Origin of the sequence: Pseudomonas spelaei (assembly GCF_009724245.1) — a bacterium.
In the GTDB taxonomy this organism is placed as follows: Bacteria; Pseudomonadota; Gammaproteobacteria; order Pseudomonadales; family Pseudomonadaceae; genus Aquipseudomonas; species Aquipseudomonas spelaei.
In genome coordinates this window covers 95,316-120,269 of sequence record NZ_WNNK01000014.1, presented here as the reverse complement: position 1 = coordinate 120,269, position 24,954 = coordinate 95,316, and the positions used below count along the sequence as shown (strand labels likewise).

General features: G+C 58.1%; 26 protein-coding genes. 12 read left to right on the top strand and 14 right to left on the bottom strand.

What is annotated here, in order from left to right:
- Positions 1 to 9 precede the first annotated feature (9 nt).
- Complete coding sequence (locus GNF76_RS17430) at positions 10 to 2,334, top strand: hybrid sensor histidine kinase/response regulator (RefSeq protein ID WP_155584365.1); 2,325 nt, start codon at positions 10 to 12, stop codon at positions 2,332 to 2,334.
- Here the strand turns inward: GNF76_RS17430 and GNF76_RS17425 are convergent.
- From GNF76_RS17425 to msrB, 3 genes are all read right to left on the bottom strand, one after another.
- Positions 2,318 to 2,779: a MarR family winged helix-turn-helix transcriptional regulator gene (locus tag GNF76_RS17425; RefSeq protein WP_155584364.1), complete on the bottom strand. Its 462-nt coding sequence runs from the start codon at positions 2,777 to 2,779 to the stop codon at positions 2,318 to 2,320. The genes GNF76_RS17430 and GNF76_RS17425 overlap by 17 nt on opposite strands.
- Positions 2,776 to 3,261 carry a glutathione peroxidase gene (locus GNF76_RS17420; protein WP_155584363.1) on the bottom strand — a complete coding sequence of 162 codons (486 nt, stop codon included), beginning with the start codon at positions 3,259 to 3,261 and terminating at the stop codon, positions 2,776 to 2,778. Before GNF76_RS17420 ends, GNF76_RS17425 begins: the two co-directional genes overlap by 4 nt.
- A 142-nt stretch (positions 3,262 to 3,403) precedes the next feature.
- Positions 3,404 to 3,796 carry a peptide-methionine (R)-S-oxide reductase MsrB gene (gene msrB / locus GNF76_RS17415; RefSeq protein WP_155584362.1) on the bottom strand — a complete coding sequence of 131 codons (393 nt, stop codon included), beginning with the start codon at positions 3,794 to 3,796 and terminating at the stop codon, positions 3,404 to 3,406.
- Positions 3,797 to 3,998: 202 nt separating this feature from the next.
- On the opposite strand from msrB, the gene GNF76_RS17410 reads away from it, so the two are divergent.
- On the top strand, positions 3,999 to 5,210 hold the full coding sequence (locus tag GNF76_RS17410) for a pyridoxal phosphate-dependent aminotransferase (protein ID WP_155584361.1): 1,212 nt from the start codon (positions 3,999 to 4,001) through the stop codon (positions 5,208 to 5,210).
- 313 nt (positions 5,211 to 5,523) lie between these two features.
- The gene (gene htpX / locus GNF76_RS17405) at positions 5,524 to 6,411 is read left to right on the top strand and encodes a protease HtpX (protein WP_155584360.1); all 888 of its coding nucleotides are present in this window, start codon (positions 5,524 to 5,526) and stop codon (positions 6,409 to 6,411) included.
- Between the two features lie 57 nt (positions 6,412 to 6,468).
- Here htpX and GNF76_RS17400 read toward each other — a convergent pair whose 3' ends face one another.
- Positions 6,469 to 7,125, bottom strand: coding sequence for a thiopurine S-methyltransferase (locus GNF76_RS17400; RefSeq protein ID WP_155584359.1), 657 nt, complete (start codon positions 7,123 to 7,125; stop codon positions 6,469 to 6,471).
- Positions 7,126 to 7,229: 104 nt separating this feature from the next.
- Here GNF76_RS17400 and GNF76_RS17395 point away from each other — a divergent pair, with 104 nt between their 5' ends.
- Positions 7,230 to 7,997 (top strand): DODA-type extradiol aromatic ring-opening family dioxygenase, encoded by a 768-nt coding sequence (locus tag GNF76_RS17395; protein ID WP_155584358.1) that lies wholly within the window; start codon positions 7,230 to 7,232, stop codon positions 7,995 to 7,997.
- A 332-nt stretch (positions 7,998 to 8,329) separates the two neighbouring features.
- Here the strand turns inward: GNF76_RS17395 and GNF76_RS29605 are convergent, their stop codons facing one another.
- Positions 8,330 to 9,349, bottom strand: a complete 1,020-nt coding sequence (locus GNF76_RS29605) for a hypothetical protein (RefSeq protein ID WP_246211935.1) — start codon at positions 9,347 to 9,349, stop codon at positions 8,330 to 8,332.
- 688 nt (positions 9,350 to 10,037) lie between these two features.
- The gene (locus tag GNF76_RS17385; RefSeq protein WP_155584357.1) at positions 10,038 to 11,711 is read right to left on the bottom strand and encodes a DEAD/DEAH box helicase; all 1,674 of its coding nucleotides are present in this window, start codon (positions 11,709 to 11,711) and stop codon (positions 10,038 to 10,040) included.
- Positions 11,712 to 12,134: 423 nt separating this feature from the next.
- On the opposite strand from GNF76_RS17385, the gene GNF76_RS17380 reads away from it, so the two are divergent.
- The gene (locus GNF76_RS17380; protein ID WP_155584356.1) at positions 12,135 to 12,926 is read left to right on the top strand and encodes a crotonase/enoyl-CoA hydratase family protein; all 792 of its coding nucleotides are present in this window, start codon (positions 12,135 to 12,137) and stop codon (positions 12,924 to 12,926) included.
- 9 nt (positions 12,927 to 12,935) lie between these two features.
- Here the strand turns inward: GNF76_RS17380 and GNF76_RS17375 are convergent, their stop codons facing one another.
- Positions 12,936 to 13,691: a spermidine synthase gene (locus tag GNF76_RS17375; RefSeq protein WP_155584355.1), complete on the bottom strand. Its 756-nt coding sequence runs from the start codon at positions 13,689 to 13,691 to the stop codon at positions 12,936 to 12,938.
- Positions 13,692 to 13,834: 143 nt separating this feature from the next.
- On the opposite strand from GNF76_RS17375, the gene GNF76_RS17370 reads away from it, so the two are divergent.
- Positions 13,835 to 15,181, top strand: a complete 1,347-nt coding sequence (locus tag GNF76_RS17370) for a class II 3-deoxy-7-phosphoheptulonate synthase (protein ID WP_155584354.1) — start codon at positions 13,835 to 13,837, stop codon at positions 15,179 to 15,181.
- On the opposite strand, the gene GNF76_RS17365 is transcribed toward GNF76_RS17370, so the two are convergent.
- Entirely contained in the window at positions 15,161 to 16,390 is a 1,230-nt protein-coding gene (locus GNF76_RS17365; protein ID WP_155584353.1) for a winged helix-turn-helix domain-containing protein, read from the bottom strand. The two genes, GNF76_RS17370 and GNF76_RS17365, sit on opposite strands and share 21 nt — an antisense overlap.
- 64 nt (positions 16,391 to 16,454) lie before the next feature.
- Positions 16,455 to 16,661, bottom strand: a complete 207-nt coding sequence (locus GNF76_RS17360; RefSeq protein ID WP_321210584.1) for a DUF1127 domain-containing protein — start codon at positions 16,659 to 16,661, stop codon at positions 16,455 to 16,457.
- 70 nt (positions 16,662 to 16,731) lie between these two features.
- Between GNF76_RS17360 and GNF76_RS17355 the strand changes: the two genes are divergently transcribed.
- Complete coding sequence (locus tag GNF76_RS17355) at positions 16,732 to 17,613, top strand: LysR family transcriptional regulator (RefSeq protein WP_155584351.1); 882 nt, start codon at positions 16,732 to 16,734, stop codon at positions 17,611 to 17,613.
- Here GNF76_RS17355 and GNF76_RS17350 read toward each other — a convergent pair.
- A complete protein-coding gene (locus tag GNF76_RS17350) occupies positions 17,603 to 18,352 on the bottom strand; it encodes a TSUP family transporter (RefSeq protein WP_178123387.1) in 750 nt (249 codons plus the stop codon). The two genes, GNF76_RS17355 and GNF76_RS17350, sit on opposite strands and share 11 nt — an antisense overlap.
- 109 nt (positions 18,353 to 18,461) lie before the next feature.
- Here GNF76_RS17350 and GNF76_RS17345 point away from each other — a divergent pair, with 109 nt between their 5' ends.
- The 3 genes from GNF76_RS17345 to GNF76_RS17335 all read left to right on the top strand — a co-directional run bounded on the left by GNF76_RS17345 (position 18,462) and on the right by GNF76_RS17335 (position 20,514).
- Complete coding sequence (locus GNF76_RS17345) at positions 18,462 to 19,412, top strand: LysR family transcriptional regulator (protein WP_155584350.1); 951 nt, start codon at positions 18,462 to 18,464, stop codon at positions 19,410 to 19,412.
- 77 nt (positions 19,413 to 19,489) lie between these two features.
- Entirely contained in the window at positions 19,490 to 19,942 is a 453-nt protein-coding gene (locus GNF76_RS17340) for a MarR family winged helix-turn-helix transcriptional regulator (RefSeq protein ID WP_155584349.1), read from the top strand.
- A gap of 152 nt (positions 19,943 to 20,094) precedes the next feature.
- Positions 20,095 to 20,514, top strand: coding sequence for an organic hydroperoxide resistance protein (locus GNF76_RS17335; protein ID WP_155584348.1), 420 nt, complete (start codon positions 20,095 to 20,097; stop codon positions 20,512 to 20,514).
- Between the two features lie 86 nt (positions 20,515 to 20,600).
- Here the strand turns inward: GNF76_RS17335 and GNF76_RS17330 are convergent, their stop codons facing one another.
- Positions 20,601 to 21,173 carry an elongation factor P gene (locus GNF76_RS17330; RefSeq protein WP_003172723.1) on the bottom strand — a complete coding sequence of 191 codons (573 nt, stop codon included), beginning with the start codon at positions 21,171 to 21,173 and terminating at the stop codon, positions 20,601 to 20,603.
- A gap of 49 nt (positions 21,174 to 21,222) precedes the next feature.
- The gene (earP, locus tag GNF76_RS17325; RefSeq protein ID WP_155584347.1) at positions 21,223 to 22,356 is read right to left on the bottom strand and encodes an elongation factor P maturation arginine rhamnosyltransferase EarP; all 1,134 of its coding nucleotides are present in this window, start codon (positions 22,354 to 22,356) and stop codon (positions 21,223 to 21,225) included.
- Between the two features lie 131 nt (positions 22,357 to 22,487).
- Here earP and GNF76_RS17320 point away from each other — a divergent pair, with 131 nt between their 5' ends.
- Both GNF76_RS17320 and GNF76_RS17315 read left to right on the top strand, forming a co-directional pair.
- Complete coding sequence (locus GNF76_RS17320; protein WP_155584346.1) at positions 22,488 to 22,859, top strand: hypothetical protein; 372 nt, start codon at positions 22,488 to 22,490, stop codon at positions 22,857 to 22,859.
- 15 nt (positions 22,860 to 22,874) lie between these two features.
- Complete coding sequence (locus GNF76_RS17315) at positions 22,875 to 23,357, top strand: GreA/GreB family elongation factor (protein ID WP_155584345.1); 483 nt, start codon at positions 22,875 to 22,877, stop codon at positions 23,355 to 23,357.
- 5 nt (positions 23,358 to 23,362) lie between these two features.
- On the opposite strand, the gene cysB is transcribed toward GNF76_RS17315, so the two are convergent.
- Together cysB and GNF76_RS17305 are read right to left on the bottom strand one after the other, a co-directional pair.
- On the bottom strand, positions 23,363 to 24,337 hold the full coding sequence (gene cysB, locus GNF76_RS17310) for an HTH-type transcriptional regulator CysB (protein WP_155584344.1): 975 nt from the start codon (positions 24,335 to 24,337) through the stop codon (positions 23,363 to 23,365).
- A gap of 104 nt (positions 24,338 to 24,441) precedes the next feature.
- Complete coding sequence (locus GNF76_RS17305; RefSeq protein WP_155584343.1) at positions 24,442 to 24,942, bottom strand: universal stress protein; 501 nt, start codon at positions 24,940 to 24,942, stop codon at positions 24,442 to 24,444.
- Positions 24,943 to 24,954 lie beyond the last annotated feature (12 nt).

The window sequence follows — 24,954 nt, the reverse complement described above, 5'->3', positions numbered from 1 at the left end:
CAGCACCCGATGGATATCAAGTTCGCCCACCGCTTGTCTTATAAACAAGCCAGACTGACTGTGCTGGTCGGTTTCGTATTGGGAACCTTGCTCAGCCTGATCCAAATCTGGATCGATTATGCCAGCGAAGACGCGTCCATCAACCGGGAAATACGCTCGCTGCTTGAAATCAGTCATAACCCGGCTTCCCGCATCGCCTACAACATCGACGCCGAACTGGCCCAAGAGTTGACGCTAGGGTTACTGCACTCCCCCGCCATCATCCATGCACAACTGATCGACAACAACGGCACCGTGTTGGCTGACGTTGATCGTCCGCGCAAGGAGAGCAGCTACCGCCCCATCAGCGACTTTCTGTTCGGTGCCAACCGCCAGTTCGAAGACCGGCTGTATCTCACCCATATGCCCACCGAATCCCTCGGAGTCTTGCGCCTTGACGTCGACACCTACGCCTTTGGCAGCCGTTTCCTGCACCGAGCAGAGATAACCCTGCTCAACGGTTTTGCCCGCAGCCTGATCCTGACCGCCATCCTGCTCGGCTTGTTCTACGTGATGCTGACCCAGCCGCTGGTACGAATTATCCGCGAACTGAGCACGCGTCACCCTCGCGGAACACAGCAGACCCACCTGGACTGCCCTGCGGGTCATGAACACGACGAAATCGGTGTGCTGGTCAACGTCGCCAACCAGCAGTTCGAAAACATGGAGACCCAAATCCAGCAGCGCCGACAAGCAGAGGACCGCCTGACCGAGTACCTCGGTCAACTGGAAAACATCGTTTCAGCCCGCACCACCGAGCTCAAGACCATCAATCAACGGTTAAGCCACTCCAATGAAGAACTGGAAGCGGCGAAGATGACGGCGTTGGGCATGGCCCAGGCTCGGGCTGCGTTCCTGGCCAACATGAGCCACGAAATCCGCACACCGCTCAATGGCCTTCTGGGCATGATCGCCTTGTCTCTGGACAGTCCACTGAATGCGGAGCAGCGCCAGCAACTCTCAATTGCCCATGATTCCGGCAAAGTACTGGTGGAGTTGCTGAACGATATTCTCGACCTGTCGAAGTTCGATGCCGGGCAACTGGAGTTGGAGAGCATCCCCTTCGACCTGGGTGCGCTGGTGGAAGACACGGCCAACCTGTTGTCGCAAAACGCCGCACCCAGTGTCGAATTGACCTGCCTGATCGAGCCGCAATTTCCCGCCCAAGTACTGGGTGATCCAACCCGGGTGCGGCAAATCGTCAGCAACCTGCTCTCCAATGCCTTGAAGTTCACCCGCTTTGGCCGGGTGGATGTACGCCTGCGCGTGCAAAACGGTGGCGTCCGGATCGAGGTCTGTGACACCGGGATCGGCATTGCCCAGGACGCGCAAGTCAAGATCTTCCAGCCCTTCACCCAAGCAGGCGCAGGTATCACGCGCCAGTTTGGCGGAACCGGGCTGGGGCTGGCGCTGACCCGTAACCTATGCGAGGCCATGCACGGTCGCCTGAGCATCAGCTCGGAAACCGGCTTCGGCAGCCAGTTCACCGCCGACTTGCCGCTGCCCGCCCATACACCCGCAGCGCGCCAGATACCCCTGGCAGGCGAGGTGGTTGTCATTACCAGCGCCAGCAGCGGCTTGGCAGAGTTGCTCAGTACCGTGCTGCCAAGCTGGGGGCTGACCCTGAGTTGCTACACTATCGACGACGATTTGAGCGGGATAAATCCCGACCTGTTGATCACCGACTGCCCCGAGTGCCTGTTCCGCCTGCGCCCAGGCATTACTGCGCCCATCCTGCTGGTGACCGCCTATGGCAGCTTCATGCCCAACGAAGAAGTGGCGGCCCTGGCACCTCTGCAACAGCAGGCGCGGCCTTTGAGTCGTACTGCGCTGTACCAGATTCTGCAGCGTAACTTACGCCCCGACTCGGAACTGGTGCTTGATCTCGCCCAGTTGGAAACCGCCCCCGTCGCCCACCGCGCACGCATCCTGCTGGTGGAGGACAACCCGGTCAATCAACTGGTCGCCAAGGGCATGCTCGGCAAACTCGGATGCGAGGTCATCGTGGCCGCCCATGGCGGCGAAGCGCTCAAGCGGCTTGAAGAGCAAAACTTCAATATGGTGTTGATGGACTGCAACATGCCCGTCATGGATGGCTATGAGGCGAGTCGACAGATCCGTCGCAGCGGGCGCTGGCCGGAACTGCCGATCGTCGCGTTGACGGCCAACGCCCTGTCCGAAGAACGGGAACGCTGCAGGGCCGCAGGGATGAACGACTACCTGGCCAAACCCTTTCGCCGGGAGGAGCTCAAAGCCCTGCTCGACCTGTGGGTACCGACTACGACCAGTCTTTAATCTGCTTGAGCAGTTGATCCAGGCCCTGACGCAAGGCATCCGCCTGGTGCAGGTCGACGCCGGTATCACACAACAGCCGTTCCTTGAGCGGCTGGACCTGATCCCGCAGACGCCTACCCTTCTCGGATAGGCTCAAGTGCACCTCACGCTCATCCTGCTGGCTACGCTGACGCTTGACCAGGGCGAGTTGCTCAAGGCGCTTGAGCAGCGGCGTCAGCGTGCCGGAGTCGAGCAGCAAACGCTCACCCAGGGCCTTGACCGTCGGCTGTGTCGGCGCAACATCCTGCCATTCCCACAACACCAGCATCGCCAGGTACTGCGGGTAGGTCAGGCCCAACCGATCAAGCATCGGCTTATAGGCACGCGTCACCGCCCGTGACGCGGCATACAGCTTGAAACACAACTGGTTGTCGAGGGCCAGCGACTCAATGGGCAAATCCGTCATTTGAGCAGTGCTTCAATCTCTTGCGTCAGGTCCTGGGGCTTGGTGGTGGGAGCAAAGCGCTTGACCACCTGACCGTCGCGACCAATGAGAAATTTGGTGAAGTTCCACTTGATGCCCTTGGAACCCAGCAACCCAGGCGCTTGTTTTTTCAGTTGCACGAACAACGGGTGCGCGGCGTCGCCGTTGACATCAATCTTCTTGAACAGTGGGAAGCTGACACCGAAATTCAACTCGCAAAATTCGGAGATAGCGCCCTCATTACCTGGCTCCTGCTTGCCGAATTGGTTGCACGGAAAGCCCAGCACCACCAAGCCCTGGTCCTTGTACTGCTGCCAGAGCTGCTCCAGGCCTTTGTACTGTGGGGTGAAGCCGCATTTGCTGGCGGTGTTGACCACCAGGATTGCCTTGCCAGAGAAATCGGCCAAGGTCTTTTGCTCACCCTTGATGGTGGTGCAAGGAATACTCAGCAGGTTGTCGCTCATGGCAGCGCCTCAAAAGAAGTAGAGAAGAAGGCAAAAACATAGCGCTCAATTCAATTGTGTGCAATTTAATTACTCAAACTTATCAACGCCTATAACGTAGTAGCCGCTGCCGAGGTACGAGGCTGCGGCTACAGGAGCAAAGCTAGCGCGCAACCAAGTCCAGACACACCGAGTTGATGCAGTAGCGCAAACCAGTGGGCGGCGGGCCATCAGGAAATACATGCCCCAGATGCGCGTCGCATTTGGCGCAAGTGACTTCGGTGCGAATCATGCCGTGGCTCACGTCACGAATCTCGATCATCGCGCTATTGGCAATCGGCTCGTAGAAGCTGGGCCAGCCGCAACCGGAGTCAAACTTTGCCTTGGAATCGAACAACGGTTCGTTGCAGCAAATACAGTGGTAAACACCATCAGTCCGGGTGCCGTTGTACTTGCCGGAAAAAGGCCGTTCGGTGCCTTTGAGGCGGCACACGTTGTATTGCTCCGGGTCAAGCATGGCCTTCCACTCATCAACGGTTTTCTGCAACTTTTCCATCGGTATACCTCGGCAGCTGAAAAAGCCTGATCTGTGTCTTTTCCATGGATCAGGCGGCACGTATGATTGCGCCTCGTCAAAACGCCAGTCTGGCACCCGCGTTACCGGCATTCAAACGTATTTATGGGTGCACCCAGCGCAGGATTCACAGTACGGTTGTCTTCACACCGTCTGGATCGTTCATTTTCAGGATCACATCGCCATGCAGGTCAGCAAATCGAACAAGCTCGCCAACGTCTGCTACGACATTCGCGGCCCAGTGCTCAAGCACGCCAAACGCCTGGAAGAGGAAGGCCATCGCATCCTCAAGCTGAACATTGGCAACCCGGCACCCTTTGGTTTCGAAGCGCCCGATGAAATCCTCCAGGACGTGATACGCAACCTGCCCACTGCCCAGGGCTACAGCGATTCCAAAGGCTTGTTCAGTGCGCGCAAGGCCGTGATGCAGTACTACCAGCAAAAGCAGGTCGAAGGTGTCGGAATTGAAGACATCTACCTGGGCAACGGCGTTTCCGAACTGATCGTCATGTCCATGCAGGCCCTGCTCAACAACGGCGACGAAGTGCTGGTGCCAGCACCCGACTATCCGCTGTGGACCGCTGCCGTGACGCTGGCGGGTGGCCATCCGGTGCACTACCTGTGCGACGAGGGCGCCGACTGGTTTCCGGACCTGGCCGACATCAAGGCCAAGATCACCCCGAACACCAAGGCCCTGGTGATCATCAACCCGAACAACCCCACCGGTGCCGTGTACTCCAAAGAAGTGCTGCTCGGCATGCTGGAGCTGGCACGCCAGCACAACCTGGTGGTGTTCTCCGACGAGATCTACGACAAGATCCTCTACGATGATGCCGTGCACATCTGCACCGCGTCGCTGGCGCCAGACCTGTTGTGCCTGACCTTCAACGGTCTGTCCAAATCCTATCGGGTGGCGGGTTTCCGCTCCGGCTGGATCGCCATCTCCGGCCCCAAGCACAATGCCCAGAGCTACATCGAAGGCATCGACATGCTGGCCAACATGCGCCTTTGCGCCAACGTACCGAGCCAGCACGCCATCCAGACCGCCCTTGGCGGCTACCAGAGCATCAATGACCTGGTGTTGCCGCAGGGGCGCTTGCTGGAGCAGCGCAACCGCACGTGGGAGCTGCTCAATGACATTCCCGGCGTGAGCTGCGTCAAGCCCATGGGTGCGCTGTATGCCTTCCCACGGATCGACCCGAAGGTCTGCCCGATCCACAACGACGAAAAGTTCGTGCTCGACCTGCTGCTGTCGGAAAAGCTGCTGGTCGTCCAGGGCACTGCGTTCAACTGGCCGTGGCCTGATCACTTCCGCGTGGTGACCTTGCCACGAGTGGATGACCTGGAAATGGCCATAGGTCGCATCGGGAACTTCCTGAAATCCTATCGCCAGTAATGGCCTTTGCGCTGTACGGCCCTCCTATGGTCGTACAGCGATTATCTGGCAACACTTCTCTGTCCGATGCGGACACAAACACCTTCGGCCCTGCCGGCCTCAATCTTGGTAACCTGCCACTCAATGATTACAGGACTGTAAGGCCACGGGGCGAGCGTAACGACCAGTATCCGGGATCGGAATATCCCTTCAAGGCTCTACATTCAGGCTGTAGGACACAGTTTGAAATAGTCGCTCGGTTGAATAGCCCCGTGCCGCACCTTATATACCCCGCAGTACGCGACATATTAAGCATGAGGAGAACTCTACAACCATGATGCGCATCCTGCTGTTCTTGGCCACTAACCTGGCGGTCGTGCTGATTGCCAGCATCACCCTGAGCCTTTTCGGCTTCAACGGGTTCATGGCGGCCAACGGGGTTGATCTCAACCTCAATCAGCTGCTGGTTTTCTGTGCGGTCTTTGGTTTCGCCGGCTCGATTTTCTCGCTGTTCATCTCCAAGTGGATGGCGAAGATGAGCACCAGCACCCAAATCATTACTCAGCCACGCACCCGGCATGAGCAATGGTTGCTGCAAACCGTCGAGCAATTGTCCCGTGAAGCCGGAATCAAGATGCCCGAGGTCGGAATCTTCCCGGCGTATGAAGCCAACGCTTTTGCCACCGGCTGGAACAAGAACGATGCTCTTGTAGCCGTTAGCCAGGGTTTGCTGGAGCGTTTCTCACCCGATGAAGTCAAGGCCGTGCTGGCCCATGAAATCGGCCACGTGGCCAATGGTGACATGGTCACCCTGGCGCTGGTTCAGGGCGTGGTGAACACCTTCGTGATGTTCTTCGCACGAATCATCGGCAACTTCGTCGACAAGGTGATCTTCAAGAACGAAGGTGGCCAGGGTATCGCCTACTATGTAGCAACGATCTTCGCCGAACTGGTATTGGGCTTCCTCGCCAGCTCGATCGTGATGTGGTTCTCACGCAAACGGGAGTTCCGCGCTGACGAAGCCGGTGCGCGCCTTGCAGGCACCAACGCGATGATCGGCGCCCTGCAGCGCCTGCGCTCCGAACAGGGGCTGCCAGTGCACATGCCCGACACCCTGAACGCCTTCGGCATCAACGGTGGCGTCAAGCAAGGCCTGGCTCGCCTGTTCATGAGCCACCCGCCGCTGGAAGAGCGGATCGACGCCCTGCGTCGTCGGGGCTGATAGTCCGCAGCAATACAGAAAGGGGCGATTGAATCGCCCCTTTTTTGTGGGCGCGTTTCAGGTCTTGGTCAATCGATAAACCCGCTCTTCCAGGCTCGTGACGCCGTCCTGCACAAACTTCCAGCTCTCTCCAAGAATATCCCGCTCATCCACTACAGACATTTGCCAACTCCCTCCAAAGAGCAACCGGACTTCTTGATCGGTCACGGCAAACGGCGGGCCTGCCTTCCGAGCCTGGTCATAATCAAGGGTGATCAACATTCCCTGACAACCCGAGACCAGGATCCTATTCAGGTGCGCGGCATACTGCTCCCGCATCAAGGGTGGCAAGGCAATCAGCGCTGCGCGATCGTAAAGCGCGGTGCAATCGGCCACCATCCCCGCCTCCAGGGCGAAGAAATCACCGCACCACAGCTCGATAAACCCCGCCTGATAAACCTTGAAAACAGCCTGCCGGCTGATCTGCGGCGTCAGCCCCTGCTCGCTGAAGAACTCCTCGATGGCTTTTTCCGATAGCTCGACACCCAGAACCCGGTGCCCTTGACTGGCCAGCCACAACAGATCCAGGCTTTTTCCGCACAGCGGCACCAGCACCCTGCTCCCTCCCGCCAAATCCAGGCCGGACCAGTGTTGCAGCAAATAGGGATTAACCTCGGGCAGATGAAAACCAATCTGATTGCGCGACCAACGCTCATGCCAAAATTTCGGCTCCATGATTCCACCCTGAAAATTCGATCAAATAGCGCTAAAACTTATATTAGATTTAGATCAATGATCTGATTGAAGATAGGTCCATCTTACTCCTCAGGACCCTGCCCATGCTTCCCAGCCTGTTTATCTCACACGGTTCTCCCATGCTCGCCCTGCAACCTGGCGCCAGCGGCCCGGCACTCAAGCGATTGGCTGCCGAGATGCCACGCCCCAAAGCTATTGTGGTGGTGTCCGCACATTGGGAAAGTCAGGAACTGCTGGTCAGCGGCAACCCGGCTCCAGAGACCTGGCACGACTTCGGCGGCTTTCCACAGGAGCTGTTTGCCGTGCAATACCCTGCCCCCGGCCAACCACAACTGGCCGCGCAAATCGTCGAACTGCTGACGGCAGACGGCTTGAGTGCGCGTATCGATAACCAACGCCCATTCGACCATGGCACCTGGGTGCCGCTGTCGCTGATGTATCCGGACGCCGACATCCCCGTGGTGCAAGTGTCGTTGCCCAGCCGCATGGGACCCGCACTGCAAACCCGAGTCGGGCGAGCACTCGCCAGCCTGCGCGAACAAGGCGTACTGCTGATCGGCTCAGGCAGCATCACCCACAACCTTGGCGAGCTGGACTGGCGCGCCGGCCCGGAAAGCATCGAGCCTTGGGCTCGGGACTTCCGGGACTGGATCGTCGACAAACTCACGGCCCTGGATGAAGCCGCCTTGCACGACTACCGGCGTCAGGCCCCCCATGCGGTGCGCAGCCATCCCAGTGATGAGCATTTGTTGCCGCTGTATTTCGCCCGAGGCGCGGGTGGCCCCTTCAGCGTGGCGCACCAGGGCTTTACCATGGGTGCGCTGGGCATGGACATTTACCGCTTCGGCTGACGCAGATCCGAAAGCGAATGAAGCTCAAAAAATCGAAAATACTCACTTGCGCGGGCCTTCCAGACTTTCTAAATCGCCAAGGAATGGGGGGTCGCGCCGAACCAGAAGAAAAACCGACACGCTTACGTGCAGCTTGCCATCTGCTAGATCTTGCTGAGTGTTTACGCTAAAAATCTGGAAGTGCTAACAGCGTTCACGCTATTGATCGGAAGGGATCTGCGATGTGCACGACTCTAACAAGCTCAGAATTGAAACTGCCACCCAAGATCTTATTAACTCCATTGGTATCAGATTATGCAGCCGTCTCAAAATAGCTTCTATAGCTCCATATTTCAGATCTTCTTCTCATAACCAACCCCCTGAAAAGAAAAACTTACCTCCTTACCTTTACCCGCCTCCTTGATGACCAGTTGCTTGCCAACCATCGAATTCCTATATCGGCCATATAACCCATTACTCTTTATTTCACCAACCTTAACATCACCCTTATCATCTCGAGTAAATGGTGCAAAAAAACCACCACTAGTAGGAGCAATCTGCGAGCTTCGGCTTATTTTCGATCCGTAGTGTTCGACAAACCCTGATTCACTACCGGACAACGCAACCTTCTGATCGACATAAATATCTTTGACATGCTGCTTTGGCCCAAGGTTATCAGGGTCCGTGACATCCTGAACAAATCCCTTCAGTTTATGGGGGTCCTCAGAATCTAGTTCCACTGTAAGGTTATATTTATTCCCAAACTTAAAATCTACCAGTGTGCTATTGCTGGCTCCCTTTCCTCCATCAAACTCGGAGCGACCTTGTGGCGCGTTAAAATGCGAGCCACTTCCAGAAAACACAATCAGCGCCTTGCCATCCTCGCGTGGCTGCATCCCAATATAACCGCGAGCAAGAGGTTTACCCTCCTCATTATTAACGCCAAACTGCATTGCGTAATAAATCCCCGCATCCTTGCTACTCTTTCTTTGAAGGCCTTCATCGATACTCATCGGAAACGTGATGTTGCTCAACCCAGAGCCAGGCGCGGAAAGTGAGTAAGTCACACCATACAGCCCATTGGGCGACGTGGCCTCTTTCTTAATTTCGAGTTTTGGATCACTTACCCTATCAAGCCTTGAGGTCTCGGTGGTGTTCGCAGACGAAATAGGTACTGATGGTGCATTTCTTCTTGAGCGACTGACCGCAGCATCCGAACCGATTGTGTGCGCCCTCAACTGCGGGCTACTCCTATGCTCTTCGCTCTGGCCGCTCCGTTGTTCTCCAGTTACATTCACTGACGGCAGCATTGGAGGTTCAACAAAAAATTCAGGAATTTTTTGTGGAAAAAACTGCGAACATTCAATAGACATAACAGGCACAAACCTCTTCTGGAAAAATTAATCAATAGCCGTCAAATCATGTGCCTATCCATTGGTATAATTACAAGCGAACCATTCCATTTTGAACAACAAAAACGTGAGATACATTAGATAGATAGTAGGTATTTTACGCCTAAGCAGGCTGCCGGAAAGTCCGCTCAGACGTTCGGACTTTTCCTAAAACCAATAAGGTCAGTAGCTGACAGTTGCGGCTGATATTGCTGAAAATACCCCATCACTCTCCTCCCCATATTGACGTCCTCTGCCGCCAACACCACTGCGTCCTCAGAGGACTGCATGCTATCTACCCCTTCAATCGCAATCGAGTAGGAGGCGGATTCATAGGCGTCCTCCTCTCACACCACCGTACGTACGGTTCCGTATACGACGATTAAAATTATGCGGATAAACCGTTTACCGTTTTACCCCCGCTCAGCGTACCCGGCTCCGCGCCCGTACACGCCACAGACTCCGTCGATGCCTTCGCACTGCCAATCACAAACCCCGCTACACCACCTCATCCGGCTTCCTGCTCATCAGGCCAGCATTTTGCCTCCAGCATCTTCCAAATTCGCAGCCCCCCCCACGAGACCACCACCGGTAAGCGAGTTGCACGGCAAAAAAAATCCCCGAACCAGTCGGGGATTTTTTATGTTCGATCAATCAGCCCGAAAGCGGATCAATCTTCGCGATAGCGACGCAGCTTCAGCTGCTTACCGGCAACACGAGTGTCCTTCAGCTTGGTCAGCAACTTCTCCAGGCCATCTTCCGGCAGCTCTACCAGAGAGAAGCTGTCACGGACCTGGATACGACCGATCGCTTCACGTGCCAGGCCACCCTCATTGAGGATTGCGCCCAACAGGTTCTTGGCAGCGATACCGTCACGCGCGCCCAGCGCGGTACGGCAGCGAGCACGACCTTCGGCCAATGGAACCGGAGCGCGGCGCTCACGATCACCACGGTCCGGACGATCACCGGAACGCTCTGGACGATCACCGCGCGGAGCGTTGTTCGGCACCAATGGGCGTTCTTTCTCGATTGCAGCCAGGGTCAGTGCTTGACCGTTGGTAGCCTTGCGCAGCAGGGCTGCCGCCAGGGCACGCGGGGTGCAACCGATATCGGCGGTCAGGCGATCCAGCAGGTCGCCGTGGGTCGATTCAGCATCAGCTACCAGTGGCGCCAAGCTGTTGGTCAGTTTCTTGATGCGGGCATCGAGAACGGCCTGGGCATCCGGCAGGCGAACTTCGGCAACCTTCTGACCGGTAACACGCTCGATCACTTGCAGCATGCGGCGCTCACGTGGAGTCACCAGCAGCAGGGCACGGCCTTCGCGACCGGCACGGCCAGTACGTCCGATACGGTGAACGTAGGACTCTGGATCGTAAGGCATGTCAACGTTGAACACGTGAGTGATACGTGGAACGTCCAGACCACGAGCAGCAACGTCGGTCGCCACAACGATGTCCAGACGGCCATCCTTGAGGGAGTCGATGACGCGCTCACGCTGGTTCTGGGCAATGTCACCATTCAGCGCAGCGGCTTTGTAGCCTTTGGCTTCCAGGGCACTGGCCAGGTCCAGGGTCGCTTGCTTGGTGCGCACGAACATGATCAGGGCGTCGAAGTCTTCGACTTCCAGCAGGCTCAATACAGCCGAGGTCTTCTGGTCAGCGTGAACCAACAGGTGAGCCTGTTCGATCGCAGTAACGGTCTGAGTCTTGGTCTGGATCTTCACGTGTTGCGGATCGCGCAGGTGGCGTTCAGCAATGGCACGGATCGACTGCGGCAGGGTGGCCGAGAACAATACGGTCTGACGGGTCGCTGGCAGTGCCTTGAAGATGACTTCCAGGTCGTCCATGAAGCCCAGCTTGAGCATTTCGTCAGCTTCGTCGAGAACCAGGTGGTTCACGGTCGACAGGACTTTTTCGTCGCGACGCAGGTGGTCGCACAAACGGCCCGGGGTGGCGACAACGATCTGTGCACCATTACGGATTGCTTTCAGTTGTGGGCCCATAGGCGCGCCGCCGTAAACGGCCACAACGGTAACGCCTGGCATTTGCTTGGCGTAGGTTTCGAAAGCAGTTGCTACTTGCAGCGCCAACTCACGGGTTGGCGCCAGGATCAGGGCTTGCGGCTCGCGCTTGGCAGGATCGATGCAGTGCAGGATAGGCAGAGCGAACGCGGCGGTTTTACCGGTACCGGTTTGCGCCTGGCCAATCATGTCCTGGCCGGCCATGATGATCGGGATCGATTGCTGCTGAATAGCCGAAGGCTCTTCGTAGCCAGTCGCGATGACGGCTGCAAGAATATTCGGGTTAAGATTAAAAGCGGCGAAGCCGCCGGTTTCCTGGGTCATGGGTCTGCCTCTAAGTGCATCCGCAAAGACCCATGCTCCAAAGCTGCGCATGCCGTGTTGAGACTCAAGAGTCGCCCTGGCTGCTTTGTCGGCGGGGATTTGCGAAAACGAATGAATGGAAAAGATTCGTCAAGGAAGAGTCCGCTGTGCGGACGAGCAGCCGAAGCTGGCTTCGGGGAATTGCACTACCTAAACGCGGCCCGGTTAAAGGCCGGCGCGCACTATACCGGAAATCGCTGAAAAAGGGAGCTTTTTTTATCGGAAAGACCCGATAAACAGCTCTGTATCAAAGGCTTTGCACATCCTGATAGCAACGTCTATTTTTCAAAGGCCCGGCCCTGTTGGTCATGACACTTAAACGGTTCACCTTTCGCAGCGGGCCCTTCGGTCCGAACGCCCCCTTTGCGCCCGAGGACACACCCCATGAATCAAGCCAGCAGCAGCCGTGTCAGCCGTGAACAGCAAGGCCATGTCCTGTTGCTGGGGCTGGACCGGGTGGCCAAACGCAATGCCTTTGACCTGGAGCTGCTCAACGAACTGAGCCTGGCCTATGGCGAATTTGATCGTAATGATGAAGCACGGGTGGCGATTGTCTTTGGCCACGGCGATCACTTTACCGCCGGACTGGACCTGGCAAACGTCGGACAGGCGATGGCCCAGGGCTGGCAGCCGCCGCTGGGAGGTTGCGATCCCTGGGGCGTATTCGCAGGCCCCAGGGTCAGTAAACCGGTAATTGTCGCCGCCCAGGGTTATTGCCTGACCATCGGCATCGAACTGATGCTGGCGGCGGATATCAACCTGTGCGCCAGCAATACTCGCTTCGCGCAGATGGAAGTGCAGCGTGGGATCTTTCCCTTTGGCGGCGCAACCTTGCGCTTTCATCAGATTGCCGGTTGGGGCAATGCCATGCGCTGGCTGCTCACCGGGGATGAGTTTGATGCTCACGAAGCCCTGCGACTGGGCCTGGTGCAAGAAGTGATGGCCAGTGAAGACCTGCTGCCGCGCGCGCTGGAGCTGGCCAATCGTATTGCCCGGCAGGCACCGCTGGGCGTGCAGGCCACCTTGATGTCGGCACGCCAGGCCCGAATCGAAGGTGAAACCGCCGCTGCGGCCGGCTTGCCCGTGCTGGTGGAGAAACTGCTGAACAGTGAAGACGCCAAGGAAGGTATCCGGGCCATGATTGAAAAGCGGCCCGGTGTATTCAAAGGACTTTGACGCCACGCCTTACGTTGCCGGCCGAATCGCCTTGATCAACGATTGCAGCGAATACCCCAATCGTGGCGCAAGGCTCTCGGCCCGGGCGGACAGCGCCACCAGATCGAGTTCCTGATCCAGGTCCGCCGGCACAATCAGGATCACATTGCCCTCTTTCACCGGCAACTCCCAATAATGCCGGTGATACAAGCCGCGCAATAAGGCAGCGCCCAACGGTTTGCCATCATCGGTCGCCCACTGATTGATCACCAGCCAGCCACCGGGGTTGAGCTTTTTCTGGCAGTTCTCCAGGAAGGTCCAGGCCAGATGACCGACACCCGGGCCGACGTCGGTATAAAGGTCGACAAAAATCAGGTCCGCAGGCTCGGCCGTTTCCAGCAACTGCAGGGCGTCGCCGACACGGATATACAAACGTGGATCGTCATCCAGCCCAAGGAATTCGATGGCCAGGCGCGGCACATCGGGGCGCAGCTCAATGGCTTCGACATCCTCCAGGGGCAGGAACTTGAGGCAGGCCTGGGTCAAGGTGCCAGCACCCAACCCAAGGAACAGCGCGCTTTCCGGCTGTTCATGGCACAACGCGCCAATGAGCATGGCGCGGGTATAGTCATACTCCAGCCAGCTCGGATCAGCAGTAAACACGCAGCTCTGCTCGATGGCGTCGCCAAACTCAAGAAAGCGGTAATCAGCCACTTCCAGCACACGGATCATGCCGAAGTCATCATGGACCTCGGCCAGCAGGCGCTCGACGCGCTCCTCAGTCATGACTACTCCTAACGTCCACCCACAAAATCCAGCCGCCTGTTCCCAAGCGGGAAAGGCGCGATTGTCCGCGAACCGACCGCAGCAGGTCACGCACTAAATTGCTGCTAACATGGCCCTCCGACTATAAATCACTTGAGTTCATGATGAGCCAACCCTGGAGCCCCGATAGCTGGCGTGCCCTGCCGATCCAGCAGCAACCCCAGTACCCTGACGCCGCACACTTGTTGCAGGTCGAGCAGACCCTGGCCAGTTATCCGCCCCTGGTATTCGCCGGGGAAGCCCGCGAGTTGCGCCGTCAGTTTGCCGAGGTGAGCAACGGTCGGGCCTTCCTGCTGCAAGGCGGTGATTGCGCGGAAAGCTTTGCCGAATTTTCGGCGGCGAAAATCCGCGATACCTTCAAGGTGTTGCTGCAGATGGCCGTGGTCATGACCTTCGCCGCCGGCTGCCCGGTGGTCAAAGTCGGGCGCATGGCGGGTCAGTTCGCCAAGCCGCGCTCGGCCAACGATGAGATCATCGACGGCGTGACCCTGCCGGCTTACCGAGGCGACATCGTCAACGGTATCGGCTTCGACGAAAAAAGCCGGGTGCCGGACCCTGATCGCCTGTTGCAGTCTTACCACCAGTCCACCGCCACCCTGAACTTGCTACGGGCCTTTGCCCAGGGCGGCTTTGCCGACCTGCACCAAGTGCACAAGTGGAACCTGGACTTTATCGCCAACTCCGCCCTGGCCGAGAAGTACAGCCAACTGGCCGACCGCATCGATGAAACCCTGGCCTTCATGCGCGCCTGCGGCATGGACAGTTCACCACAACTGCGCGAGACGAGCTTCTTCACCGCCCACGAAGCCCTGTTGCTCAACTTTGAGCAAGCGTTCGTGCGCCGGGACAGCCTGACCAACGACTACTACGACTGCTCGGCCCATATGCTGTGGATTGGCGATCGCACCCGTCAGTTGGACGGTGCCCACGTCGAGTTCCTGCGCGGGGTGAACAACCCGATCGGGGTCAAGGTCGGCCCGAGCATGAAGCCGCAGGACCTGATTCGCCTGATCGACATCCTCAACCCGGACAATGATCCGGGCCGTCTCAACCTGATTGCGCGCATGGGCGCCAACAAGGTCGGCGACCACTTGCCCAACCTGATCCGCGCCGTACAGCGCGAAGGCAAGCAGGTGCTGTGGAGTTCCGACCCGATGCATGGCAACACCATTAAGGCCAGCAGCGGCTACAAGACCCGCGACTTCGCGCAGATCCTCAGCGAGGTGAAGGAGTTCTTCCAGGTGCATCAAGCCGAGGGCACCTACGCCGGCGGGATTCACATCGAGATGACCGGGCAGAACGTGACCGAGTGCATCGGTGGTGCGCGACCGATTACCGAAGATGGTTTGTCGGACCGCTACCACACCCATTGCGACCCACGGATGAACGCCGATCAGTCACTGGAATTGGCCTTCTTGATTGCGGAGACGTTAAAACAGGTCAAGCGCTGAGAGCGCCACTCGCAACCGCGCCGCACTGGCCCGCGGGCAATTGAGTTGTATCCGCTCAAGCCCCAGCCAGTCGGCCATCTGCCGCAAATTCAAAGCCAACGCCAACATCCCCTCCTCATCCAACCCCGGTTCCTCTTCGTGCACCGCATGCACCGCCAATCGCCCGGCCGCACGCTCGGCTCGCAGGTCGACCCGCGCGGCGATTCGTTCATTGTGCAAAAACGGCAGCACGTAATAGCCATACACCCGTTTGTGCTGTGGGGTGTAGATCTCCAGCCGGTAGCGGAAATCGAACAGGCGCTCGGTGCGGCTGCGCTCCCAGATCAGCGAATCAAAGGGTGACAGCAACGCACTGGCGGGCACCTTACGCGGGACTTTCGGCTCAGGCGCGCAATAGGCCAATTGCTTCCAGCCCTGGACCTGACACGGGACCAATAGCCCCTCCTCCACCAACTCTGCCAGGCGTGTGCGACTGTCGCCGGGTTCCAGGCGGAAATAATCGCGCAGGTCTTTTTCAGTCCCCACACCCAACGCACTCGCCGCCTGCAACAACAAACCTCGCTGCGCCTGAGCCTCACTCAAGGGCGCCTGCTGGAGAATTTCGGCGGGAATCACACGCTCCGGCAGATCATAAAGCCGCTCAAATCCACGACGTCCGGCGACCGTCACCAAGCCGGCCGCGAACAACCATTCCAAGGCATGCTTTTCATCGCTCCAGTCCCACCACGGGCCGGCGCGCTCCTCACGCGTCGACAAACTGCCAGCCCCCAAGGCACCCCGCTGCTCAACGACCGCCAGGACTCGGCGAATAGTGGCCTGTTGTTCACGTCCAAAGCGCGCCATTTGCTGATATATCCCTTCACCCTGCTCTGCCCGCGCCATGCGCCAGCGCATCAACGGATAAAGCGCCATCGGCAACAGCGAGGCTTCATGCCCCCAATACTCAAACAGCGAGCGCCGTCGGCCCTGGCTCCAGGCTGCTTGCTCAAGAATGGAAGGGGCATAGTTGCCCAAGCGGGAGAACAGCGGAAGGTAATGGGAGCGCACCACGGCATTGACCGAGTCAATCTGCAGCACGCCGAGGCGCTCGATCAGACGATTGACCTGCGCAGCCTTGATCAGCGCTGGCGGCTGGCGCCCGGAAAAGCCTTGGGCCGCCAGCGCCAGACGCCGGGCTTGCTTGAGGGAAAAGGACAGTTCTGCAGGCATGTGCATCTCCTTGTATGCTCGCAAACTACCCTACTGCATCCCGTGTTGTGTAGAGACATCCGTGTCATTTTCGCAGCGGGTCCTCCCAGAAGTGACGATGGGTTTCCAGCTCGACATCGGCGCGGCTCAGGCCGATATCCTTTAATGCATCGTCGCTCATGCCGGCCAACTCCACACGCTCGCGGCGCAGCGTCTGCCAACGAGCCATCCTCTGAAACAGACCACGAAACGGCTGCTTCACCATCAATACGTAACCTTTTTGACCTTTCATCATTTCGCCCTCCAGTGGGGATGACTGAAGTCTGTGCCTGGGGCTATGATCAATCCAACGAATGTTTCTTATGCAATACATCTCGGAGATTGATCGATTGTCCAGCTACCCGAGTATTGACACCGAAGTGCTGCGCACCTTCGTTGCCATCGCTGATCAAGGCGGCTTTACCCGTGCGGGCGAGCAGGTCAACCGCACCCAGTCGGCGGTGAGCATGCAGATGAAGCGCCTGGAAGAAGATGTGCTGCAGCGCAAACTGTTCGAACGCGATGGTCGTCAGGTCAGGTTGACGCCAGAGGGCCAGGTTCTACTGGGCTATGCCCGCAGGATCCTGAAATTGCACAGTGAGGTGTTCAATACCCTGCGCGAGCCGCACATGGTCGGGCTGGTGCGCATCGGCACACCCGATGACTACGTGATGCGGTTTTTGCCGGGCATCCTCAAGCGCTTTTCCAAGGCTTACCCACTGATCCAGATTGAAATGCATTGCGAATCGTCAACGGTGCTGATGCAACGCCGAGACCTGGACCTGACCGTTGTCAGCCGCGAACCGGGGAATGAAATCGGTGAATTGCTTCGCCATGAACGCATGGTCTGGGTCGCTGCACCCTGCTTCTGTGTGGATGAACACACCGCGCTGCCCCTGGCCGTTTCCGGCATGGACGGCTTCTGCACCCAATGGACGCGCGCGGCTCTGGATGCTGATGGGCGCGAATATCGCCTGGCCTATCACAGCTCAAACGGCGCCGCGATCCAGGCCGTGGTGGGTGCCGGCCTGGCAGTCACGGTCACCATGGAAAGCCTGGTGACCGAAGACCTGCGGATATTGGGCGCTGCCGAAGGTTTCCCGCCTTTGCCATCGGTCAATCTGCGGTTGCTGCGTAATGCGCGCACAACCTCCCCGATTACCGAGTGCCTGGCCGAGTACATCATCGACGGCTTCAAACTTTAAAGGTCAGCATCACCGCACAAACCACCAGAAAGCCGCAAAACAGGCCACGCAGCAACCGTTCTGGCATGGCATGGGCAACCTTTACGCCCCAACTGATACTGAGCAGGCCACCAACCGCCAACGGCACACCAATCGCCCAGTCCACCTCATGGTGGTAGGCATAGGTCACCAGGGTCACACCGGTACTGGGCAGGGCCAATGCCAGCGACAAACCTTGTGCAACCACCTGGCTGGTACCGAAAATACTGGTCAATACCGGCGTCGCAACCACCGCACCGCCCACGCCAAACAAACCACCCATGGACCCGGAAGCCGCGCCCAACACGCCGAGCCACGGCCACGAATAACGCATCTGCGCCGAGGGCGGCGTATTGCTGGTGAACATACGCAGCAGGTTGTAGGCCGACAACGCCAACAAGAAGCCAATAAAACCGACCCTCATCACGCCCGCATCAATGCCCACCGCCCATATCGACCCCAGCCAGGCAAAGCAGAATCCCATCACACCCAGCGGCAGCGCATGACGCAGTTCAATCCGGTTGCGCTGGTGGTAGCGCCACAATGCGAGCATCACATTGGGTACAACCATCACCAGCGCCGTGCCTTGGGCGATTTGTTGATCCAGGCCAAACAGCACGCCCAGCACAGGGATGGCGATCAATCCGCCACCAATGCCAAACAAACCGCCAACCGTGCCCAACAGCGCACCCAGCAGCCAATACATTGCTAAATCTGCCACCACTTGCTCCTTCGCAATCCAGTGTCTTGCATGCTACGCAGTCCACTCTGGCGCGGAAACGCACAGCAACGCACAATGGCTATGCCTATTTCGCACAAGCAGCACTGCCATGAACCCCAATACCCTGACCGATCAGTTAAGCCTGTTTCTTGACGTGCTTGAGGCGGGAAGCTTTTCCGCAGCGGCTCGACGTCATCCGCTGACGCCTTCCGCCGTCGCCCGCCGGATCGACAGCCTGGAGACTTCAGTGGGCAGCCGCCTGTTTTTGCGCAGCACTCACGCCGTGCTACCAACGCCAGCCGGGCTAGCCTTTGCCGAGCGGGCACGGCGGATCGTCAGCGAACTGCAACTGGCGCGGGCGGAAGCGGTGTCGTTGAGTCATGCACCAGAAGGTTTGATTCGTGTAGACGCTCCGGCGGCTTTTGGTCGACGCCACCTTGCACCGGTGATCGCTGACTTCCTCAATGTCTACCCAGGCCTCGATGTGCACCTGCACTTGATCGACAGCTTCGTCGATATGCAAGGAGCCCACCTGGGTAAAGTTGACCTGGTGTTGCGTGCCGGGCATATCGTCGATACCCGGTTGATCGCCACGCCCCTGGCCAGCATCGTACGTATCGCCTGCGCCAGCCCGGCCTACCTGAAAAGTCGCGGCACACCCACTCACCCCCGCGAGTTGAGCAAGCATGACGGGCTGGATTGGGAGGGCCTTGCGCCGTTGTTCGCCTGGCGCTTCGAGCTGGACGGACGCAAGACCACCTATCGGCCACAACGCATCCGCATGAGTGCCAACAATGCCGAAGCGTTGCTTTCGGGCGCCCTGGCAGGGTTGGGTATCGCGCACTTGCCGACCTGGCTGGCCAGCGAATACCTGGTGCGTGGGGAATTGGTGCCGCTGTTCTGCGAAAACGGCCTGCCCTCCCCGGAAACCGCCGGGATTTATGCGCTGCGCCTGGAACAGCATGCCAACGCCCGCAGCCGGTTGCTGCTGGAATACCTCAAGGCACGTTTCAGCCCCGTCCCGCCATGGGATCTGGCCTTGCAGAGCGGCTTGGGCTGACCGCCCGGGCAGAATTGTCTGGCGCGTTAAAGGTTTGCCCGCTAGATTCCTGATCAGACACGTTTTAAGGCATTGCCATGACCCCCCTCCCCGACACCTGTGAATCCTTGCTGCTCGACAACCAACTGTGCTTCGCCTTGCACTCCACCTCGTTATTGATGACCAAGGTGTACAAGCCCTTGTTGCAAGCCCTTGGCCTGACCTACCCGCAGTACCTGGCCATGATGGTGCTGTGGGAAGAGGACGGCTTGACCGTGGGCGAAATCAGCAGCCGTCTGCTGACCGATCCTGGATCACTGACGCCGCTGCTCAAACGCCTGGAAGTGGAGGGCCTGTTGAGTCGCACCCGTAGCCGGGAAGATGAACGGGTGGTGGTAGTTGAACTGACCGACACCGGGCGTGCCCTTCGGGACAAGGCCATGGATATTCCTCAGTGCATCCTCGGCGCCAGCGGGCTGGACATTGAGCAGTTGCGCAAGCTGCAGGTCGATTTGCTGGCGTTGCGGGGCCATTTGCAGGCCAGCGTGTAACCCTTTGACTCCACTGTAGAAGCAGGCTTGCTTCGGCAGTGGATGGTTTTTTTTGTAATTTTATCTTGTGCACTAAATATTAGCGCGATACATTTATGTCGCAAATTACTTAGCGCGCAAACTTTTAGCGCATAACCCGCGAGGAATACATCATGCAAACTCTCTATACCGCAGTAGCCACCGCCACCGGCGGCCGTGATGGTCGTGCCGTTTCCAGCGACAACATCCTTGATGTCAAACTCTCCACCCCAAAAGAACTGGGTGGTGCCGGTGGCCAGGCCACCAACCCGGAGCAACTGTTCGCTGCCGGTTACTCCGCCTGTTTCATCGGCGCCCTGAAATTCGTCGCCAGCCAGACCAAACGCAAAATCCCGGATGACGCTTCGATTACCGCCCACGTCGGCATCGGTCAGGTCCCTGGCGGTTTCGGCCTGGACATCGACTTGCATGTGAGTCTGCCAGGCCTGGCCCAGGATGAAGCTCAAAACCTGGTTGATGCCGCACACCAGGTTTGCCCGTACTCCAACGCCACCCGTGGCAACGTCGATGTACGCCTGCACGTCATCGTGTGACGCCAGTCACGCCCGAAGTAAAAACTGACGCGCACAAAAAAGCCCGACTCATGGTCGGGCTTTTTCTCGTATCGGTGTCGCCAGAATTACTTCTTGGCGCGACCTTTGTACGAACCACCTTCGCGGGTGTCGATCTCGATCAGGTCGTCGATTTCGATGAAATCGGCTACTTGCAGTTCGGTACCGTTGCTCAGCTTGGCAGGCTTCATCACCTTGCCCGAAGTGTCGCCGCGAGCGGAACCTTCGGTGTAGGCAACCTTACGCACGATAGTGGTCGGCAGCTCTACGGAAACCAGACGCTCTTCGAAGAAAATGGCTTCGCAGACGTCTTCCATGCCTTCTTCGATGAACGGCAGAACGGCTTCGATGTCTTCAGCGTTCAGCTCGTACATGGTGTAGTCGGTGGTGTCCATGAACGTGTAGGTGTCGCCGCTGATGAAGGACAGGGTCGCTTCTTTGCGGTCGAGGATCACGTCGTCCAGTTTGTCATCGGCGCTGTAGACGATCTCGGTCTTGTAACCGGTCAGCAGGTTCTTCAGCTTGGTCTTCATGATGGCGCTGTTACGACCAGACTTGGTGAACTCAGCTTTCTGAACCAGCCAAGGGTCGTTTTCGAGACGGATCACTGTACCGGGTTTCAGTTCTTTACCAGTTTTCATTGCGTATATCCGAAATTTGGATGGGATTTACAAAAATCAAGGTCGCGTATCATATCCAATTTACATAAAACTGTACCAGCGCCGTCGCAAGATCGGGCCGGGAGCCTTGTTCCAGACACCATTTTTCAGCGTGAACGGTCAATTCTGGCCAATGCTCCAGGAGCTTTTTCCAGCTATGTGCCATATTGCCATCAGCGTTCCACGCCTGCCAAAGGCTGACCAGCGCGGTTCTCGCGGGCGCTGACAAGCCCTCGGTGTACAGCTCGAGGAAGGCGTCGAGCTTGTCCAGGTGGATGTCTTCATCCTGACGGTAGATGTGCCACAAGAATGGGCGACCGGCCCATTGCGCCCGTACAAATGAGTCTTCGCCACGCACTGCGTTGAAGTCACAGCACCACAGTAGGTGGTCATATTGCGTCTGAGGTACGAACGGCAGTACTTGCACGGTCAAGGCACCCCGTTGCTGCACATCGCCCACACTCAACGACTCAATACCCAGCCAGCGCTGCACATCACCCAGGATCCGCCCTTCCGGAATCAGCAGATGAGTTGTGCACCCGTCGGCTGCCAGCACATCGAGCCAACTGGCCAACCCGGCGTTTTCATAGGCAAACAGCGACATCAACCGCGCACCCGCCGCCGGAAAAACCCCGAGTGTTTGCAGAAACTGTTGCTGCCAGGCGGCGTTCCGCTGAAAGGCCAAGCGCCGGCCCAGCAACCCTGCCTCACGCAACAAGCCACCTGTACCCGCACGAAAGCCCGGAAAGAAGAAGTACTTTTGTACGCCCTTGAATTTCACTGACGGCAGACCGTGGCAGCCGACCACCCAATCCTCGGCGCTTAGATAGTCCAGATTCATCCACAGCGGCGTGCGCGCGCGCGCGGCCATTGCTTCCATATAGCCAGGCGGCAATTGGCAGGCGAATGCGGCGATCACCACGTCTGCCGCCTCGGTCGCTGGCCAGTCCGCAGGCCAGCGACGCACATCGACACCCTCTTGCACCTGTCGGTCCAAGCGTACATCCACCTCGGGACACAGGCGCTCGAATGCACGTAGATCATCCACCCACAGGCGCACCCCACAGCCGTGCTCCGCGACCAGTTGCCGGGCCAGGCGCCAGGTCACGCCGATGTCACCGTAGTTGTCGACGACGCTACAAAAAATATCCCAGCGGGCTTTCATTCCGGGCTCCAACGCTCAAAGGCTCGATTGTCCGCATAAATGCACCGATGCAGAAGAGTTGATCGCGATTATTCTGCCCGCTGCTGTGGGACAATCGGCGCCATGCCGCAAATGCCCGCCAGGAGGCCATCATGTCTGATCGTCCGCTCTCGCTGTTCAAACTCAGTATCGCCGTGGCCTTAGGGCTGTGGCTGGGGTTTATCGCCATAGTGCTGACCGTATGGCTGGCGTCCCGTTATTTACCGCAGCAAACCATAGCGCCGGTAGCTCGGGTCGTGCAGCAGCAGTTGGACAAACCTGTGGTCGTTACACCGCAACCACCGAACCGTATGTTCGAGCAATACCAGGAGAACCTGCGCAAACAGGAGCAACAACAGACGCTGGACCAGGCGCGCAACAACCCGCGCAACCTGTCCAACCCCAAATGCCAGTTCTGGCTGCAACAAGACCAGAACGCCCCCAGCGACAAGAGCCGGGCCAACGTCCTGCAATTTTGCGACTGATGACCAAGCAGACCCATGAATAAACACGCCGTCCACCAATTGATCCTGGAAAAGCTCGCGATCGATCTTGATATCGCCCAGCGCGCCGCACAAACCGCTTACGAAACCGCGACCCATGAAGAAAACATCGCGGAGAACAAATACGACACCCTCGGGCTCGAAGCGTCTTATCTGGCGGCCGGCCAAGCCCGGCGGGTCGAGGAAATCAAGCTGGCACTGACACTCTGTCAGAACATGAACCTGCGTGCTTACGATGAGCAACGGGGCATTGAGGTGGGTGCATTGCTGGGGCTGGAGGATGACAACGGTCGCCAGCAATGGCTGTTTTTAGCAGCGGACGCTGCTGGCTTGAAGGTCGAAGTCGTCGGGCAACCGGTAACCGTCATTACCCCCCGCTCGCCCCTGGGCAAAAGCCTTCTGGGCAAGTTCGAGGGCGATGAGGTGGAGATTCTGGTGGCTGGCACTCGGCAACAGTTTGCTGTTACCGAGGTCAAGTGAGCCGATCAGTGAACCGGTAGTTCAACGCCATCGAACAGCTCTTCCAGTTCCTGCTTGTTGTGGCACTGGATGGCCTTGGCCATGACTTCGCGGGTCAGGTGCGGGGCGAACTTCTCGATGAAGTCGCACATGAACCCACGCAGGAAGGTACCGCGACGGAAACCGATCTTGGTCACGCTGGACTCGAACAGTTCACTGGCGTCGAGCACCACGAGGTCTTTATCGAGGGTGGCATCGACTGCCATCTTGGCGACGATACCGACGCCCAACCCAAGACGCACGTAGGTTTTGATCACGTCGGCGTCGGCGGCAGTGAAGACTACTTTCGGTGTCAGGCCACGATGGCTGAACGCCTCGTCAAGTTTCGAGCGGCCGGTAAAACCGAACACGTAGGTAACGATCGGGTATTCAGCCAGGGCTTCCAGCGTCAGCTTCGCCAGCTTGGCCAGCGGGTGGCCTTGCGGGACCACGACGCAGCGGTTCCAGCGGTAGCACGGCATCATCACCAGGTCGCCAAACAACTCCAGGGCCTCGGTGGCGATGGCGAAATCGACGGTGCCGTCTGCGGCCATCTCGGCGATCTGCATCGGCGAACCCTGGTGCATGTGCAGGGCAACGTCCGGGTACTGCTTGATAAAGCTGCTGATCACCGGCGGCAGCGCATAACGAGCCTGGGTGTGGGTGGTGGCGATCGACAGGGTGCCCTTCTTCTCGTTGGAGAATTCCTGGGCGATCTGCTTGATGCTTTCGACTTTGCGCAGGATTTCGCCTGCGGTGGTGATGATGCGCTCGCCGGCCGGAGTGACGCGGGTCAGGTGCTTGCCACTGCGGGCAAAGACTTCGACGCCCAACTCATCTTCGAGCAGGCGGATCTGCTTGCTGATACCCGGTTGCGAGGTGTAAAGGCTTTGAGCAGTTGCGGAAACGTTGAGGTCGTGGTGCGCCACTTCCCAGATGTAGCGCAGTTGTTGAAGCTTCATATGTGTCCCTCAAAGCAGATAGACGCCACGGGTATCAGCGACGGTATATAACTATATTAAAGGTTGAACAGATAAATCTAGAACTTTTTATCCTTTTCCACCAATCACACGTCATCATTGCGTCGACGCTGCAACAGCGGCACCAGGTACACCGGCACCAGCGACAGCTGCAGCACCCGTGCAGCGGTTCGCCCCAGGGGCGTTGCCACACCGACGGCCTGGCTATGACTACCTACGATCAACAAATCCACCGAGAGTTTCTGCGACTGGTCGAGAATCACCTCGCAGGGATCGCCTTGAATCACTCGCACCGACCGGATCAACTTGAGGTCCTGCTCGCCATCCCCCAACTCCTCGCGAAAACTGTCCAGTACCCGCTGCTCGATATTGGCCATTACCGTCGCCAGCCCCTGGCTCTGCCACTCACTCATAGCCTGCTCATCAAGGTAGCTCTGCAACACCGATTCAGCGAACAGGCCGATGGGCTCCACCACATGAATCACATACAGCTCGGCATTGAATGTTCGCGCCAGCGCCAGCGCATGCTGCATCACATAAGGCGCATACAGGCCGAGATCAGTGGCATACAGCATCGAACCAATCATAGGACCTCCTGG

What these genes read in the sequence shown, in the direction of transcription:
- GNF76_RS17355 (WP_155584351.1), top strand. Translation starts at nt 16,732, where the DNA reads ATGCAATACATCTCGGAGATTGATCGATTGTCCAGCTACCCGAGTATT.
- earP (WP_155584347.1), bottom strand. Translation starts at nt 22,356, where the DNA reads ATGAAAGCCCGCTGGGATATTTTTTGTAGCGTCGTCGACAACTACGGT.
- GNF76_RS17410 (WP_155584361.1), top strand. Translation starts at nt 3,999, where the DNA reads ATGCAGGTCAGCAAATCGAACAAGCTCGCCAACGTCTGCTACGACATT.
- GNF76_RS29605 (WP_246211935.1), bottom strand. Translation starts at nt 9,349, where the DNA reads ATGTCTATTGAATGTTCGCAGTTTTTTCCACAAAAAATTCCTGAATTT.
- msrB (WP_155584362.1), bottom strand. Translation starts at nt 3,796, where the DNA reads ATGGAAAAGTTGCAGAAAACCGTTGATGAGTGGAAGGCCATGCTTGAC.
- cysB (WP_155584344.1), bottom strand. Translation starts at nt 24,337, where the DNA reads ATGAAGCTTCAACAACTGCGCTACATCTGGGAAGTGGCGCACCACGAC.
- GNF76_RS17320 (WP_155584346.1), top strand. Translation starts at nt 22,488, where the DNA reads ATGTCTGATCGTCCGCTCTCGCTGTTCAAACTCAGTATCGCCGTGGCC.
- GNF76_RS17370 (WP_155584354.1), top strand. Translation starts at nt 13,835, where the DNA reads ATGAGCCAACCCTGGAGCCCCGATAGCTGGCGTGCCCTGCCGATCCAG.
- GNF76_RS17305 (WP_155584343.1), bottom strand. Translation starts at nt 24,942, where the DNA reads ATGATTGGTTCGATGCTGTATGCCACTGATCTCGGCCTGTATGCGCCT.
- GNF76_RS17360 (WP_321210584.1), bottom strand. Translation starts at nt 16,661, where the DNA reads ATGAAAGGTCAAAAAGGTTACGTATTGATGGTGAAGCAGCCGTTTCGT.
- GNF76_RS17375 (WP_155584355.1), bottom strand. Translation starts at nt 13,691, where the DNA reads ATGACTGAGGAGCGCGTCGAGCGCCTGCTGGCCGAGGTCCATGATGAC.
- GNF76_RS17430 (WP_155584365.1), top strand. Translation starts at nt 10, where the DNA reads ATGGATATCAAGTTCGCCCACCGCTTGTCTTATAAACAAGCCAGACTG.
- GNF76_RS17335 (WP_155584348.1), top strand. Translation starts at nt 20,095, where the DNA reads ATGCAAACTCTCTATACCGCAGTAGCCACCGCCACCGGCGGCCGTGAT.
- GNF76_RS17400 (WP_155584359.1), bottom strand. Translation starts at nt 7,125, where the DNA reads ATGGAGCCGAAATTTTGGCATGAGCGTTGGTCGCGCAATCAGATTGGT.
- GNF76_RS17345 (WP_155584350.1), top strand. Translation starts at nt 18,462, where the DNA reads ATGAACCCCAATACCCTGACCGATCAGTTAAGCCTGTTTCTTGACGTG.
- GNF76_RS17420 (WP_155584363.1), bottom strand. Translation starts at nt 3,261, where the DNA reads ATGAGCGACAACCTGCTGAGTATTCCTTGCACCACCATCAAGGGTGAG.
- GNF76_RS17395 (WP_155584358.1), top strand. Translation starts at nt 7,230, where the DNA reads ATGCTTCCCAGCCTGTTTATCTCACACGGTTCTCCCATGCTCGCCCTG.
- GNF76_RS17385 (WP_155584357.1), bottom strand. Translation starts at nt 11,711, where the DNA reads ATGACCCAGGAAACCGGCGGCTTCGCCGCTTTTAATCTTAACCCGAAT.
- GNF76_RS17425 (WP_155584364.1), bottom strand. Translation starts at nt 2,779, where the DNA reads ATGACGGATTTGCCCATTGAGTCGCTGGCCCTCGACAACCAGTTGTGT.
- GNF76_RS17365 (WP_155584353.1), bottom strand. Translation starts at nt 16,390, where the DNA reads ATGCCTGCAGAACTGTCCTTTTCCCTCAAGCAAGCCCGGCGTCTGGCG.
- GNF76_RS17330 (WP_003172723.1), bottom strand. Translation starts at nt 21,173, where the DNA reads ATGAAAACTGGTAAAGAACTGAAACCCGGTACAGTGATCCGTCTCGAA.
- GNF76_RS17380 (WP_155584356.1), top strand. Translation starts at nt 12,135, where the DNA reads ATGAATCAAGCCAGCAGCAGCCGTGTCAGCCGTGAACAGCAAGGCCAT.
- GNF76_RS17340 (WP_155584349.1), top strand. Translation starts at nt 19,490, where the DNA reads ATGACCCCCCTCCCCGACACCTGTGAATCCTTGCTGCTCGACAACCAA.
- GNF76_RS17315 (WP_155584345.1), top strand. Translation starts at nt 22,875, where the DNA reads ATGAATAAACACGCCGTCCACCAATTGATCCTGGAAAAGCTCGCGATC.
- htpX (WP_155584360.1), top strand. Translation starts at nt 5,524, where the DNA reads ATGATGCGCATCCTGCTGTTCTTGGCCACTAACCTGGCGGTCGTGCTG.